The organism is Pantoea sp. sgz302252 (genome assembly GCF_047713085.1).
In the GTDB taxonomy this organism is placed as follows: Bacteria; Pseudomonadota; Gammaproteobacteria; order Enterobacterales; family Enterobacteriaceae; genus Scandinavium.
Genome location: NZ_JBLFJW010000004.1, coordinates 64805 through 80055, shown reverse-complemented (window position 1 = coordinate 80055; position 15251 = coordinate 64805). Strand labels below are relative to the sequence as shown.

General features: G+C 51.4%; 14 protein-coding genes. 4 read left to right on the top strand and 10 right to left on the bottom strand.

Annotated features, from left to right (window positions below; genetic code table 11):
- Position 1 precedes the first annotated feature (1 nt).
- The 4 genes from ACLW56_RS04515 to punC form a co-directional block, all read right to left on the bottom strand.
- Complete coding sequence (locus ACLW56_RS04515; protein WP_330982625.1) at positions 2-1390, bottom strand: glycoside hydrolase family 1 protein; 1389 nt, start codon at positions 1388-1390, stop codon at positions 2-4.
- A 9-nt stretch (positions 1391-1399) separates the two neighbouring features.
- Positions 1400-1714: a PTS sugar transporter subunit IIB gene (locus ACLW56_RS04510; protein WP_330982624.1), complete on the bottom strand. Its 315-nt coding sequence runs from the start codon at positions 1712-1714 to the stop codon at positions 1400-1402.
- A 287-nt stretch (positions 1715-2001) separates the two neighbouring features.
- Complete coding sequence (gene cfa / locus ACLW56_RS04505) at positions 2002-3150, bottom strand: cyclopropane fatty acyl phospholipid synthase (protein WP_330982623.1); 1149 nt, start codon at positions 3148-3150, stop codon at positions 2002-2004.
- Positions 3151-3450: 300 nt separating this feature from the next.
- The gene (punC, locus tag ACLW56_RS04500; RefSeq protein WP_330982737.1) at positions 3451-4641 is read right to left on the bottom strand and encodes a purine nucleoside transporter PunC; all 1191 of its coding nucleotides are present in this window, start codon (positions 4639-4641) and stop codon (positions 3451-3453) included.
- Between the two features lie 113 nt (positions 4642-4754).
- Between punC and punR the strand changes: the two genes are divergently transcribed.
- On the top strand, positions 4755-5666 hold the full coding sequence (punR, locus tag ACLW56_RS04495; RefSeq protein WP_330982622.1) for a DNA-binding transcriptional activator PunR: 912 nt from the start codon (positions 4755-4757) through the stop codon (positions 5664-5666).
- A 169-nt stretch (positions 5667-5835) separates the two neighbouring features.
- Here punR and purR read toward each other — a convergent pair whose 3' ends face one another.
- Positions 5836-6861, bottom strand: coding sequence for an HTH-type transcriptional repressor PurR (purR, locus tag ACLW56_RS04490; protein ID WP_330982621.1), 1026 nt, complete (start codon positions 6859-6861; stop codon positions 5836-5838).
- 293 nt (positions 6862-7154) lie between these two features.
- Here purR and ACLW56_RS04485 point away from each other — a divergent pair, with 293 nt between their 5' ends.
- Together ACLW56_RS04485 and ACLW56_RS04480 are read left to right on the top strand one after the other, a co-directional pair.
- Positions 7155-7244 (top strand): YnhF family membrane protein, encoded by a 90-nt coding sequence (locus ACLW56_RS04485; RefSeq protein WP_330982620.1) that lies wholly within the window; start codon positions 7155-7157, stop codon positions 7242-7244.
- Between the two features lie 170 nt (positions 7245-7414).
- On the top strand, positions 7415-8581 hold the full coding sequence (locus tag ACLW56_RS04480) for an MFS transporter (protein WP_330982619.1): 1167 nt from the start codon (positions 7415-7417) through the stop codon (positions 8579-8581).
- 36 nt (positions 8582-8617) lie between these two features.
- Here the strand turns inward: ACLW56_RS04480 and sodB are convergent, their stop codons facing one another.
- Positions 8618-9199 (bottom strand): superoxide dismutase [Fe], encoded by a 582-nt coding sequence (gene sodB / locus ACLW56_RS04475; RefSeq protein ID WP_330982618.1) that lies wholly within the window; start codon positions 9197-9199, stop codon positions 8618-8620.
- Positions 9200-9322: 123 nt separating this feature from the next.
- Positions 9323-10141, bottom strand: a complete 819-nt coding sequence (locus ACLW56_RS04470; RefSeq protein ID WP_330982617.1) for a C40 family peptidase — start codon at positions 10139-10141, stop codon at positions 9323-9325.
- Positions 10142-10482: 341 nt separating this feature from the next.
- On the opposite strand from ACLW56_RS04470, the gene ACLW56_RS04465 reads away from it, so the two are divergent.
- The gene (locus tag ACLW56_RS04465; protein WP_330982616.1) at positions 10483-10830 is read left to right on the top strand and encodes a Grx4 family monothiol glutaredoxin; all 348 of its coding nucleotides are present in this window, start codon (positions 10483-10485) and stop codon (positions 10828-10830) included.
- A gap of 58 nt (positions 10831-10888) precedes the next feature.
- Here ACLW56_RS04465 and ACLW56_RS04460 read toward each other — a convergent pair whose 3' ends face one another.
- From ACLW56_RS04460 to ACLW56_RS04450, 3 genes are read right to left on the bottom strand one after another with little or no spacing between them, the layout of a single operon-like run.
- Complete coding sequence (locus ACLW56_RS04460; RefSeq protein WP_330982615.1) at positions 10889-11929, bottom strand: pilus assembly protein; 1041 nt, start codon at positions 11927-11929, stop codon at positions 10889-10891.
- Positions 11930-11932: 3 nt separating this feature from the next.
- A complete protein-coding gene (locus tag ACLW56_RS04455) occupies positions 11933-12667 on the bottom strand; it encodes a molecular chaperone (RefSeq protein ID WP_330982614.1) in 735 nt (244 codons plus the stop codon).
- A 15-nt stretch (positions 12668-12682) separates the two neighbouring features.
- Positions 12683-15217 carry a fimbria/pilus outer membrane usher protein gene (locus ACLW56_RS04450; RefSeq protein ID WP_330982613.1) on the bottom strand — a complete coding sequence of 845 codons (2535 nt, stop codon included), beginning with the start codon at positions 15215-15217 and terminating at the stop codon, positions 12683-12685.
- Positions 15218-15251 lie beyond the last annotated feature (34 nt).

The window sequence follows — 15251 nt, the reverse complement described above, 5'->3', positions numbered from 1 at the left end:
GTCACGCTTCCCCGAACCCGTTGTTATCAATGACGGAACGGAACCACTGTCCCGATTTTTTCAGCGACCGTTGCTGAGTCGCCAGATCAAGGCGGTAAAATCCATAGCGATTTTTGTAGGCGTTCTGCCATGACCAGCAGTCGACGAAGGTCCACATGTGATAACCCAGACAGTGACTGCCGTCGGCAATGGCCTGATGCAGATAGCTCAAATGTTCCTGCAGGAAGGCGATGCGATACTCATCCTGCACCTGCCCATCAACCATAAACTGCTCTTCATCCTGAATACCGATACCGTTTTCAGAGACAAACCACGGCACATTGCCGTAGGTGTTTTTCATCACCATGGCGATGTCGTAGAGCGCCTCCGGGTAGATTTCTATGCCCCGGGAAGTGTTCATCCGACGACCGGGCATAATGTACTCTTCAAAAAAACGTTCCGGCACAAAAGGCTGACTGTCATCAAGTGGCGTTTCACGCGCTTTAACGCGGCGAGGGCGGTAGTAATTAATCCCGACTAAATCGACGCGTGTATTAGCGATGAGTTCACAATCGCCTGGCAGTGCTTTCGGAAACTGGTCAACTTCTTTCAGGATGGTCAGCAACTCTTCGGGATAGTGACCCAACAACATAGGTTCATTAATGCTGCGTGTGTAAAAGAGGTCGGCCATTTTAGCCGCCTGAAGATCTTCTTCGCTGTCGCTGCGCGGGTACACTGGAATGACATCCATGATGATGCCAATCTTTCCTTGTCGCCCTGATTCCCGCCAGGCGGCAACGGCTTTGCAGTGCGCCAGCACGATGTGGTGCAACACCTGTGCCGCACGCCCAAAGTCACTGACGTAAGGGTAATGACGTGGGTGCAGATATCCCGCTTCCGCCGGGATCAGCGGTTCATTGAAGGTGAACCAATAACGCACTCTGTCCCCGAACAGTTCGTAGCACTGGCGGGCATAGCGGGCAAAGGCATCCACCACTTCGCGATTCTCAAAGCCGCCTTTTTGCTGCAGGGCCATGGGCATATCGAAGTGATAAAGATTGATAAACGGTTCAATGCCCTGAGCCTGCAACTCATCGATAACTGCGTTGTAGAACGCCACAGCCTGAGGATTCACCTCGCCATCGCCGTCAGGGATCAGGCGTGACCAGGAAATCGAGGTACGAAAAGAGTTCAGGCCAATCTCTTTGGCACGCTGAATATCTTCTTTGTAGTGCGTATAAAATGTAGAGGCCTCACTGCACCCGACGCCGCCATGGAAGCGTTCATTGAAATGATCTGAGGCATAGTCCCAGATATTTTCGCCTTTACCGTCGCCGGCCACGCGGCCTTCCGATTGCGTCGAGCTGGTTGCCGTGCCCCACCAAAAATGTTCAGGAAAGTGGTATTTCATGGCTTACCCTTATTGTGGTTGCGGTAAAAGCGAGAGTGCCTGTTGCAGCACTTTGTCACCCTGCATGGAGCCGTATTGCATCATGTCGATAGCCGCAACCGGTACGCCATAAGGCTCGGCGGCCTGGGTTAAACTTTGCAACTGAAACTTCACCTGTGGGCCGAGCAGAATGACATCGGCTTCGGTGACAATCTGTGAGAAGTCAGAGACGGGCACCGCCGTAATTTCCGCTTCAATATTCTGGCTTTTGGCGGCGGCCCTCATACGTTCAACCAGCATGCTGGTGGACATGCCTGCAGCACAACATAAATAGATTTTTTTCATCGTATCCCCCGTCGTTACAGCTCTGTCTATCCGCAAAATTGCTTAAGAGCATTCTGGGTAGGTGCGAAAAAAGCGGCAAGAGAGGGTCAACACAGTTCTGCTATTTAGCGCTGGTACTTTTGGCGGTGAAAATGAATGTGGCGAATAAATAGGCTTTAAAAACAAAAAGGTGTGAATGGTACTTTCAGCCGCTTTCGCGATTTTTAGTAGCGAATTTCAGAGTGGATGTCAAAAAAAGCCCCCGGCAGAACCGAGGGCGTGATCGCTGATAAGTGGTCATCAAAACGTTAACGGGCGACGCGTAATCCGCCATCCGCCCCACGAGAGAACACCACTTGCCAGAGCTGAATGTCACGGGCGCGGAAGGCACCTGCACAGGCATTCAGGTAATACGAGAACATTCTTTTAAAACGTTCTGAATAGTTCTCTGCAATTTCAGGCCAGCTTTCCTGAAAACGACTGTGCCAGGCCATCAGCGTGGTGTCGTAATCCGCGCCGAAGTTGTGCCAGTCTTCCATGATGAAATGGGGCTCGCTGGCATTGGCAATCTGGCGAACGGAAGGCAGGCAGCCGTTCGGGAAGATGTATTTGTTGATCCACGGATCGACGTTATTATCCGTCCTTTTCGAACCGATGGTGTGCAGCAGAAACAGGCCATCTGGCTTCAGATTTCTGTCAACCACCTCGAAATACGTCGCGTAGTTTTTTGGCCCAACGTGTTCGAACATGCCGACGGAAACAATACGGTCGAATTGGTCCTGCAAATCCCGATAGTCCTGCAACAGAATTTGCACGTCCAGCCCTTCACAGCGTGCCTGAGCCAGCTTTTGCTGCTCGGAGGAGATGGTGACTCCCACCACGCTGACGCCGTAGTTTTGCGCCATGTAATACGCTAGCCCGCCCCAGCCACAGCCGATATCCAGCACTCGCATGCACGGCTGCAATTGCAGTTTCTGGCAAATCAACTCCAGTTTCGCCTGCTGAGCCTGCTCAAGATTTTCTGCTTCTTTCCAGTAACCGCAAGAATATTGCATAAAAGGATCGAGCATGCGGCTGAACAGGTCATTACCGAGGTCGTAATGCTCTTTGCCGACTATCCATGCACGTTTTTTATTTTGCAGGTTAAAGAGACGAGCGCCGGCAATTCTCAGCGTGTCTTTAAGAGGGTGGGGGAGCTGGCTTTCCAGTCCTGCGCGAAGGACATTCTGAAAAAAAACATCAAGGCGTTCGCACTCCCACCAGCCATCCATATAGCTTTCACCTAATCCCAGCGAGCCTTCCTGCAACACGCGTTTAAAAAAATGGGGATTATTGATTCGGATGTCTGAAGGGGCGGAGCCATTAATACCAATCCCTGCACGGCCAAGTAACTCGCTGCAAATGCGGGTCCAGTCGTCATCAGGAACGCTAACTTCTTCTATACACGATGTACTCATAGCTTCTCCATCACGCGGCTTGTGATCAGAACCTTAAAACAGCGTAGACGCTTTTTGGGTTATGTGAGAACTCTCACGGAAGTTCCGTGAGCCTGCTATCCGACGTAGAACAGAGGAAGGGAGATAACCCTTGCCGAAAGGTCTTCCATGATGAAACGGAAGCATTCCTGTCCTCCGTTAATCGCTAATATTTATCGTAATTATGTGATGCCGAAAACAGTATAGGCCGCAGAAATGAGTGATTCAATAAAAAATTCTTAGCGGCCTAATTACATTGTTGTTACATAGTTGTCTCAGACATTAGGCGTGAGACTGTTCTGCGGAGCCCGTTTCATCACGTTGTGCAACATACTGCATCCTGTAACCCCAACCGGCTAACACTACGGTGGCGAGCATCACACTGGTGGTGGTCAGCAGAGGCGTCGCAATCAGCGTAGAGACCACCAGGCTTGCGAGGAAGCACAGGCCAAGCTGTAACGTGTTTTGCAGCGCCGCCGCACGGCCCGTCGCCTGTGGGAAAGGACGAAGCGCCTGAGCGACAACAATCGGATAGATTGCCCCGTTTGCCATCGCCATCATGCAGAAAGGAATGAGCAGAGCAGTCAACGAGGTGTCAGCGGCAAGGCCAACGGCGAAGGTAGCAGCCACACTTATCGCAAAAGCGATGAGCAGCCACGGCAGCATTTGCTGACCCTGCCATTTCTGCAACGCGGCGCGACAACCGTAACCGCCAATCAGGAAAGCGATGGTCTGCGGCACATAGCTCAGACCAATCACTGTCGGGCCGTAGCCCATCGCATTCAGAATGAACGGGGAACCGGTCAGCCAGGCAAAAAAGCTCGCTGAGCAGGCCGCGTAGATAAGCACGTTGCCACGATAATCACGAGAACGCAGCAAGGTCATGAACGTCAACGCTTGTTCTTCTTTGTGCGCTTTCTTTACTGGTTTTTTCAGGCGCAGTGCAGGCAGCATCAACATCAACGTGATACCAAACAGCGTGGCGAAAATGGCCTGCCATTCAAAATGGTGCAGGATCCAGCTGCCCAGCAGTGGCGCCAGGGCAGGGGAAAGCCCAACCAGCGGCATAATGGTGGCGAAGATGCGGTTAGTACGCTGCGCAGGATAGTAGTCCGTCACCATCGCTTGCCAGGTCACCGCTGCGGCGCACACCCCCACCGCCTGGATGAAGCGCAGCACAAGCAGCCACGTGGCATCACGAACCCAAAGCATGCCAATACAGCCCACGGCGAAAATCGCGAGGCCAATCAGCAGAATGGGTTTGCGCCCGTAACGATCGGACAGCGGCCCCCACAATAATTGTGCGAAAGCGAACCCGGCGAGGAACAGGCTCAGGCTTGCGCTGACGGCTGCAGCCGGTGTTTGTAAATCATTCTGAATCGCGGCGAAGGCGGGCAGGTACATGTCGGTTGCCAGAAAACCCAGCACGCTTAAGCCTGCCAGCCAGCACAAAAAACCAATTCCTGGTTGCATAGTCATTCTCTTTCTCGTTGCAGGTGGTGATGGCAGCAGAGTGTAGGGAGTGCAACTTCGCTTGTGAAACGCTAATATTTGTCGGGTGGATTCAAAAATTTTGCAGGCAGATTATGTGGTCCGAATACTCTCTTGAAGTGGTGGATGCCGTAGCACGCAATGGTAGCTTCAGCGCGGCAGCGCAGGAACTGCATCGCGTGCCTTCTTCGGTCAGTTATACCGTGCGTCAGCTGGAAGAATGGCTGGCGGTGCCGCTGTTTGAACGCCGTCATCGCGACGTGGAATTAACGCCAGCCGGGGTCTGGTTTCTGAAAGAAGGGCGCTCTGTTATCAAAAAAATGCAGATCACTCGCCAGCAGTGCCAGCAAATTGCTAACGGCTGGCGCGGTAATCTGGCGATTGCTGTCGATAATATTGTCAGGCCAGAGCGAACCCGACAGCTGATTGTCGATTTTTATCGCCACTTTCAGGATGTGGAGCTTTGTGTCTTTCAGGAAGTGTTCAACGGCGTGTGGGATGCGCTCTCCGATGGCCGCGTGGAGCTGGCAATTGGCGCAACGCAGGCGATCCCTGTCGGCGGACGTTATGCGTTCCGCGACATGGGAATGCTCAACTGGAATTGTGTTGTGTCCAGCCGTCACCCTTTGGCGCAGATGAAGGGGCCGCTAAGCGACGATGTGTTGCGCAACTGGCCTTCGTTGGTGCGCGAAGACACCTCTCGTTCATTGCCAAAACGCATTACCTGGCTGCTGGATAACCAAAAGCGCATTGTGGTGCCAGACTGGGAATCTTCAGCAACGTGTCTTTCTGCAGGCTTATGCGTTGGGATGGTGCCAGGGCATTTTGCTCGCCCATGGATCGACAGTGGGGAGTGGGTGGCTCTAGAACTGGAGAACCCGTTTCCGGATGCGGCTTGCTGCCTGACCTGGCAACAGAATGATATGTCACCGGCGTTAACCTGGCTGCTGGACTATCTGGGGGACAGTGAAACGTTAAATAAGGAATGGTTGCAGGAGCCGGCATAACCGGCTCCTGAGTCCGATCACAAATCGCTAACGAGTAAAGCGTTGTTATCCAAAAAAACAAGGAAAATCAATTTATTGATTTTCGGCTGCTCACCACGAAGAAGGAGAAACCACGCTTTTTCCTTCTTTGTCAGCAACTTGAGGAGCCGGCATAACCGGCTCCTGACTCTTAACGGCGGTAATCGCGGAATGGACCGTCGGCGACAGAGCGGCGCTCGATCAAACGAGGATGCACCTCAATTGACTGCGACTCTTCGCGCTTGTTAACGATGCGGTCCAGCAGCATGTCAAACGCCGCTTCACCCAGTGAATCTTTAGGCTGGTGAATGGTGGTCAGCGCAGGGGTAAAGAAGCGCGCGTTGCGCACGTTATCGTAGCCAATCACGGAAATGTCCTGCGGAACGCGCAAGCCCATTTCATCGGCGGCGCACAGTGCGCCCATCGCCATGATATCGCCGCCGCAGAAGACGGCAGTAGGGCGTGGCTGTTGCGCAAGGATTTGCTGCATGGCGCGGTAGCCGGATTCAGGCTCGAAATCACCCTGCACAATCCAGTTTTCCGGGATCTTAACCTGCGCTTCTTCCATGGCTTTCATAAAGCCTGCCAGACGACCCGCGCCGGTATTGCGCTCCATAGGGCCTGGGATCACGCCAATATCACGGTGGCCGCGTTCAATCAGATAACGACCAGCCAGATAGCCGCCCTGGAAAGCGTTATCGTTAACGGAGTCAGTGAAGTCCGCTTTTGATTCGCCCCAGTCCATCACCACCATCGGAATATGGCGATATTCTTCAAGCATATCGAGCACGGATTGCGGGTATTCAGAGCACATCACCAGCAGGCCATCGACGCGTTTTTGCGCCATCATCGACAGATAGGCACGCTGTTTTTCCAGGTTGTTCCAGGCATTCCCCAGAATCAGGGTATAGCCCTTTTCGAAGCAGTTTTTCTCAACGGCTTCGATAATTTCCGCAAAATAGGCGGCTTCGCTGCTGGTTGCCAGCAGACCAATGGTTTTGGTGTGGTTCACTTTCAGGCTGCGAGCCACGGCGCTTGGGGAGTAATGCAGCTCTTTAATGGCCGCCCATACCGCGTTGCGGGTCTCTTCCGCAACGAAACGCGTCTTGTTAATTACATGTGATACAGTTGTAGTGGAAACGTTTGCGCGCTTCGCTACATCTTTAATTGTTGCCATTCGCTCTCACTCCAGACCCTTTCCTTACGCCTGATTATCGACACGAAAACGTTTGCCTTTACACACCCTGAGTGCAATTCATTTCAATTGCGGTACGCCGGGAAACAACACAGGACGACGGGAGGGGGTCAATGGCTGCTACGCTTTTAAATTAGCGTGGAATTTTGTCTGATTCTGAGGCAAAGGGAAAGAGAAAAATCGTTATGGGCCGAAAACCTGGAAGATTTTTACGCTTAACTGTGCAAAAATGAGCAAGCTCACTTTTGTTGTGGGGATTAAAAGGAGAAAAATTGATGAGTACCGACCTGAAGCTCTCGTTGATGACGACCGTTTTTGCCCTGGGTGTGATCATCATTGGCGCACTGACCGCAGTCCTGCACTGATTTACGCGGAGGAGGCCCGCGCCTCCTCCGTGACGCCCTTCCTTAGATTGTTATCAATTTCGCAAAAATCTTTTGCCATTTCGTTCACTTTTGTTTTTTTGTGATTGATGTCATGCTTTTGACTTCTGCTGTCGCGCCATCACTTCAGGATGGCTTACCGGAGTCACAACATGAAAATCAACTTTCCCCTGCTGGCACTGGCAATCGGGGCTTTTGGTATTGGCACCACGGAATTCTCTCCGATGGGGCTGCTGCCCGTTATCGCTAAAGGGGTCGATGTCTCCATTCCTGTCGCGGGGATGCTGATCAGCGCGTATGCCATCGGCGTGATGATTGGTGCGCCGCTGATGACGTTGCTGCTGTCACATCGTGCTCGCCGTAATGCACTTATCTTCCTGATGGCGATTTTTACCCTCGGCAATGTGCTCTCGGCCATCGCACCGGATTACACCATGCTGTTGCTTTCTCGCATCATTACCAGCCTTAATCATGGCGCTTTCTTTGGCCTTGGGTCGGTGGTGGCCGCAAGCGTAGTGCCGAAACATAAACAGGCCAGCGCCGTCGCGACCATGTTTATGGGCCTGACGATTGCCAATATCGGCGGCGTTCCTGCTGCCACCTGGCTGGGTGAAACCATCGGCTGGCGTATGTCATTCCTTGCAACGGCGGGGCTGGGTGTGGTGGCGATGGCGAGCCTGTGGTTCTCCTTACCGAAAGGCAGCAGCGGTGAGCGTCCGAACGTGAAGCAGGAACTCTCTGTGCTGGTACGCCCTCAGGTGCTGACCGCTTTACTTACCACGGTGCTTGGGGCAGGGGCGATGTTTACGCTCTACACCTATATTGCGCCGGTACTGCACACCATTACTTCTGCCTCTCCTTTGTTTGTGACGGCGATGCTGGTGTTGATTGGCGTAGGCTTCTCTATCGGTAACTACCTTGGCGGTAAATTTGCTGACCGCTCTGTCACCGCAACGCTGAAAGGTTTCTTGCTGCTGTTGATTGCGGTCATGGTCGCTATCCCGTGGCTGGCGCAAAGTGAAGTGGGCGCGGCTGTCAGCATGGTGGTTTGGGGCGCGGCGACCTTTGCTGTAGTGCCACCGTTGCAGATGCGTGTTATGCGCGTTGCGCACGAAGCGCCAGGGCTTTCTTCATCCGTTAACATCGGAGCATTCAATCTGGGGAATGCGTTGGGTGCAGCAGCAGGCGGCGCAGTCATTTCTGGCGGTTTGGGCTACAGCTTTGTCCCTGTGATGGGGGCGATTATCGCCGGGTTGGCATTAATGGTAGTGTTGTTTAGCGGCCGTCGTCAGCCAGAAGAAGTTTGTGCCAGTCAGTAAGTTAACGCCCGGCGACCGTCGTCGCCGGGCAAGGCATTACGCCGCCAGGTTTTTGGCAACGAATTCCCAGTTTACCAGCGCCCAGAAATGTTCGAGGTAGTTCGGACGGGCGTTACGGTAGTCAATGTAGTAAGCGTGTTCCCACACATCAACGGTCAGCAGCGGCTTCGCGTCAGTGGTCAGCGGTGTACCTGCGTTAGACGTGGAGACAATCGCCAGTTTGCCATCTGCTTTTTTCACAAGCCATGTCCAGCCAGAACCGAAGTTCTTGATAGCGGCATCGGTGAACTGCGCCTTGAAGTCAGCAAAGCTGCCGAAGCTGGCATTGATGGCTGCAGCCACTTCACCGGTCGGTTCGCCACCGGCATTGGGTGCCAGGCAATGCCAGTAGAAGGTGTGATTCCACACCTGAGCCGCGTTGTTGAACACGCCTGCTTCAGAAGTGCGCACGATCTCTTCCAGCGTTTTACCTTCAAACGCGGTGCCCTTGATCAGGTTATTCAGGTTGGTGACATAGGTCTGGTGGTGTTTGCCGTAATGGTATTCCAGCGTTTCAGCGGAAATGTGTGGTGCCAGTGCGTCTTTCGCATACGGTAATGCAGGTAATTCAAATGACATTGCTTCTCTCCCTATTGTTCTGACTTATGAATCAATAACCCTGTATTGAGTAGGGATAGGGTAGCAAATTAAAAGAAATGGCAAAAGAGGAACTTACCCTGTCGGCTGGCGACAGGGCAGGGATCAGCGGATGGTTTTAGGCGTCATCACGCGGCGAGCGCCGACGTAGTGGTTTGCCCAGTAATCTTCGCTGAGGGAAGTGATTTGAATGTCCCGGCCGGTACGAGGTGACTGAATGAATTTGCCGTTGCCAACATAAACGCCAACATGGTCGGCAGTGCCGCGACCGCGAGTACGGAAGAACACCAGATCGCCACTTTGCAATTCGCCACGATCAACCGCACGGGCATCACGCAGGTGATACATTTCATTGGCGGTACGTGGGATACGGAATTTCACCAGATCTTTATAGGCGTAATACACCAGACCGCTGCAATCAAATCCAGTGCGAGGAGAAGTGCCGCCCCAGCGATACGGCTTACCAATCTGGCCCATCAGCTTGTTCATTGCGGTTTTCTGCGCTTTCTGCACGCGAGTTTTATGCGCATCGGCGATGGTCTGCGGCTTCACTTCTTCATTCACACACTTCTTCTTATGGCCTTTACGCACGGTGCATTTCTGTACCATTTTTGCCGAAGCAGTTTTTAACGCGGCGCTGTGCATGCGGCGGGTTGAAGTGGTTTTACTGCTGGAGGAAGTGCGTTTGCTTTGAACCGGGGCTGTAGACTTCAGGCTGCTGGTTTTTTTCTTGCTGGTATTTTTTGCGGTGGTTTTGCTTTTATTACTGGCCGTTTTCTTTTTACGGTCCGTATCTTTCGCCTGATGGGACTTTTGAGATGCAGATGAACGCGCCTGCTCTGACGCATGCGACAAAGGCGTAATGGACAACGATGTAAACAGTAAAGCACAGAGCGTGATAGAGATTTTATTTACCCGCGCCACCCAGCGTTCCTCTGTGAATCAGGCATAAAACAGTCATGCCTGGGTATGATTGACAAAACGCTTCGATTTTAATGCATAAAAACCGCGATTGTTAATAGACTTTTTGTATCGGATGCACTGTTTCGTTAGCGACTGCAAAAAAATGCGTCAAAGTCGACATAAGGTGGCTGGAAAACACTCAGAATTACCAGGTGTTTGCTGATAAAGACACATTTTTAAGGCAACTTCACGGCACCGGATGTAAAATACAGTTGAGTGAACAAAATGTTATTTTCTGACTAAGGGGTTGGCGTTACACTGACCGACTCCGGTTATAAAAAGAAGTTTAAGGAAGCAAGACAATGAGTACGACTCTTGAGAAAATCCAGGCCCAAATCGCAGAAAACCCCATCCTTCTGTATATGAAGGGGTCTCCAAAGCTGCCAAGCTGTGGTTTCTCTGCTCAGGCGGTTCAGGCGCTGTCAGCTTGCGGCGAGCGCTTTGCTTACGTTGATATCCTGCAAAACCCGGACATCCGTGCCGAGCTGCCGAAATACGCTAACTGGCCCACCTTCCCACAGCTGTGGGTTGATGGTGAGCTGGTTGGCGGCTGTGACATCCTGATTGAGATGTATCAGCGCGGCGAACTGCAGGCGCTGATCAAAGAGACGGCGGCGAAATATAAAGACGACGAGCAGACGGCAGAGTAAGCCTCTGGTTGGCGATAAAAAACGGCTGGTCACCTTGTGGTCAGCCGTTTTTTTGTCATTACTGATAGTTAATCTTCAACACCAAATCTTGACTGAAGGGGCCAGTCTCGATGGATCTTCCCGGATTTTTGGTTAGTTTTGCCGTGTAGTTGTGGGTGATGGTGTTGTAACTGCCGCCAGGGTAGTAGGTAGTAAAGGGATAGTAGGTATTCATCAGAAGGTCTTCTCCCAAGGTTTCGTCGCGTATTTGCATCAATAACCCATTCTGCATATCCACATGGCTGGGGTCGTAAAGCTCGTCGGTGTTAAAGCTCAGAGTGACATCAAACTGCTCTGAACAGGCGGCGGTGGCATCACGAATGGTTGAAATGCTAAACGGCGCTTTTTGCGATATCACGTCGACATTGCTCACCTGGCCAAAATTAACGGTCTGGTTTTCCGGGAAGATTTGAATATCGACCCCGCAATCCAAAAAGTGCACATTATCCAGACCATCAATGCTGTAATGCAGGTTCTTTGCATTGGAGAGATTAGCACCCCCTTTGCCATCGAACTGCAACACGTTAACCGTGCCGAAGTTATAAACGGCGTCGGGATCGGCTGGAAAAGATTTCAGCTTTACATATAAGCGGAAACGGGCGGGAAAGGTGACACTTTTCTGCACTGTGCTGCCATTGCAGACAGGATCGTGCCAGATACCATCATAATATTCCTCGTATTTATCCAGACACTGGCCGGTATCAATGCCTTCATCAATGCCCTCATGATCCACACCGTTATAAGTGACACCAAAGGTGAAATAGGGATTATTGAGCATGTCAGAGCTGTTTTTTGCCGACAGTTTAATCCACGCGAAAACATTTTCTGCCTGGTCGGCTTTGGTCCAGCCTGTTGCTTTGTCGCAATAAACAGTCACGTTAGTGTCTGAGCTTTCCCATATTTTACTTCCTGGTACCGCGTTGGAAGGCACCGTAAAACTGGGTAATTCGGTGATGACTTCTGTCTGTCCGTTGGCCACATCTTTGTAACATAAAACAGCCCATGAAGATGAAGATGCCAGTAGCAGTAATGAGCACAGCAGCGCAATAATGGTTTTCATCACTTACCCTTTTTTCACTGATTCGCTGTGGCAAACAGGCTGGACAGACGTGCAGTTGACCTGAAACATGTTTAAACCGCCGTAGTCGCCGATATAACCAATCTGGAAGGTTGCGGGGATATTCTTTATCTCTGAACTGCTTTGCTCAAAGGGAGGGATCATAAAGCCCTTAGTACCAGGAAAAAGGGTATTACCATCAATCCCGATATACCCGACGGTGATGTGATAGGGGGTACCGTTTTTAACCGTGATGCCGGATGCCGTACGCGAAATCGCAACCTTGTCCATTGCGATAGCTTGCCCTTCTTTCAGCACAATCGCTTTAGGGCGCCAGAATAATTTCAAACGACTCTGCATGGCCAACTGCATAACATTCTTTTGCTCAGTACGAGGGGGAATCTCACGCATGTTGTAGTAAAAAAGCGTCTCTCTGTCCGTCGGCAGTTGTTTCAGCGTGGGTTGTCCCATCAGGCGAACCTGGCTTTGTTCCCCAGGTTCAAGACGCAATAATGGCGGAAGCGGAGAGACATAATTTCGTGTCTTTTGTCCCTTATTATCTTCAACCCATGACTGTGCCAGGTAAGGCAGTGTCTTGCTCTGATTGATTAACTTGATGGTGATGCTCTTATCCGTTTCATTGAAGATAATGCGCGTTCTGTCCGGTGATACCGTGGCATTCGCCACAGAGCACACGCTGAGTAAACCTAAAAGTCCTTTCATTAACAATGTTGGTTTCATCTGATTCTTCCTGAATTAGTTTACTGTTTTACAAGGTAAAATAAGGGTCTGGTCGTCTGTATTACTGTGGTTCGGCGGAGATATTTCACAGGTATTCTCGCCCCACTGCAGGCGCAATTTGCTGTCTTCCTGAATCCCACTGAGATACACATAACCGTCGTCAGCCACCAGTCCGACATCTTTGCCACTGGCCGTGTCCACCACGGTGACGCCCAGAGGAGGGAAACGACCATTTGCCAGCCTGACAATGCCGACTATCTGATAACCCTGGGTGGTATTCAGTTTTACATAACCGATGGCACCTTCGGTCAGGGTGGTGTTAAACACGGAGTTATTAATATCAATACCGTCGGGTAACTTATCGCTGTCTACCCGGACGGTAGAGGTGGTGTAATTGCTGACTGAATTCGTCACCGCAATCCCCATCTGATTGGTCACAGTGCGCCTGTCGCTTAGCGGAACACCGGCAATACCATCGGTATCCACCATCATTCTGGCATTATTGCCGTTGGTATTATCATGGAGCGCCATACCATGACGTGTGGCGGTGAACGAGCCATTCCAGCCCGCGGTCATTGAACGATATTCATTGGGCTGTACGCTGCCGTTAACGCTCAAACGGCCGTAGGGAGAGTAATGCTGGTAGCTGCCACGAAACGTGGGCTCTGCCTTGCGAAAATCGCTTTCGTCGCCCGCCGCCGAAATGTTCCAGCTATTATCGCGGTCTGAGGAATCGTAGTAAGACACCGTTTGGGAGAGACTGTCGCTGCCATTTTTCTGCATGCTCCAGGACAAGCTGCGGTTCTGCTCCAGCGGAATTGAAAACGAGAGATAGTACTGGGTTTCTTCTTTGTCATCCCACGTAGAGCGGCCAACTGACAATGAAGAAGAGATGCCTTTGAAACCGCTAATATCGAAGTTACGGCTAATGGAGACCGTATAACTGGTGCTGGCGGACTCGTCCCAATAGGTATTACGGGTCAGGTTGAGATAGGCGTTCATCGCCAGGGGTTCAATGTATTGGTTGAACGACAGCACGTAGTTTTCTTTCTGATTGTTCGTTGAATCATCACCGTTACGTGCCGACAAATACTCGCTCATGGTGACAAATTCTTTATCCGAGAAACGGTAGCCGGCAAAAGTGACCTGACTTCCCGTTGATTCGAATCGCTTGGCGTAGTTGACCCGATAGCTGTAGCCGCGCTGATCTTCATTATTTTCGTTATTGTCAGTTTGCAAAGTGGCCTGTGCACGCGTCACGTCGAAGGAAAGTGAGCCAAAGCTATTAAGGTTAACGCCCACACCGACTGTGGCCGCCTGGTAATCTTCAGCGGTCAGCAAGACCCCACCGTACAGCGAAGTATTTCCCGTCCATCCCCAGGAGAATTCACTGGTCCAGAATAGCGGATTATTGACGTCGGTATGGCCCACTGAGGTCGGTTTACCTGTCGACGCTTTGTAACGTACCTGTCCTTTACGCGTCAGGAACGGAATAGACGATGAACCGACCTGGAAGGTATTTTTTCGTCCATCTTCCTCTTCCACTGTCACATCAAGCTGACCCTGGAACGTGTCGCCAATATCGGCAATATTGAACGGCCCTGGCGGCACGGTAGTCTGGTAAACCATACGACCGTTTTGGGTCACTGTGACTTTGGCGTTAGTCTGCGCAATGCCGGAAATTTGCGGTGCGTATCCTTGCAAATCCGGAGGCAGCATATTGTCATCGCTCTCCAGCGAAGCACCCGTAAAATGGAACGTATCATACAGATCGGAATTCAGATCGTACTGGCCCAACGTCAGTTTCGAGGCAATAGACGGAATAGGGCGAAACAGATAAGTGCGGTCCATGCTGCTGTTGCTGTTCGTTGAGTGACCGTCTTCATAGGATTTGTCGTATTGATAATCAGAACGCAAACGCCATGCGCCAAGGTTGAAACCCAGTGTGCCGTAAGAACTGACACTCTGGTTTTTGTCACCGTCGTCGGGGGCATACTGGCTGGCATAAACGTTGTAATCCAGGATCATTCCTGCGATGCCGTCATCCCAGAACTCCGGCGGCGTCCAGTTGGTTGCCTGATATTTCATCCATGCCTGTGGCGCCACAATGGTCACCACCATCTCTGCTTTATCCAGCCGGATGATAAGTTCAGGCTTACTGGAAAAGTCCAGGCATCCTTGTTCGCCCGCGGCGTGCAACGATTGAATGAAGTCATCGGCAAACCCGAAAAGCAGTAAGTCCTTCTTTGTCAGGCAGATTTGTGACCCACTCTCGTTATCCGCTTTCACCCACTCGACTGACCAGGAATTCGGTAATTTCTTTTTGTTGATGTCTACTTGCACCACGTAGACACCCGGCGGGATAAATCCTTTTTTCTCAAACTGGCTGAGGTCGATATTTTCCTTATCGTCAGCATCGATCATACCGGTATTAAATTCTACCGCCCACGCAGGCATCGCCACAAACACGGCTATAAGTATCGGACACAGAGACCGTTTTATTAAATGAAGCGGTTTTTCTGGCTTTCGTTTTATAAACGTGATGTTCATAAAATCCTTTTCTCTTAATAAAAGGCCAAAAAGC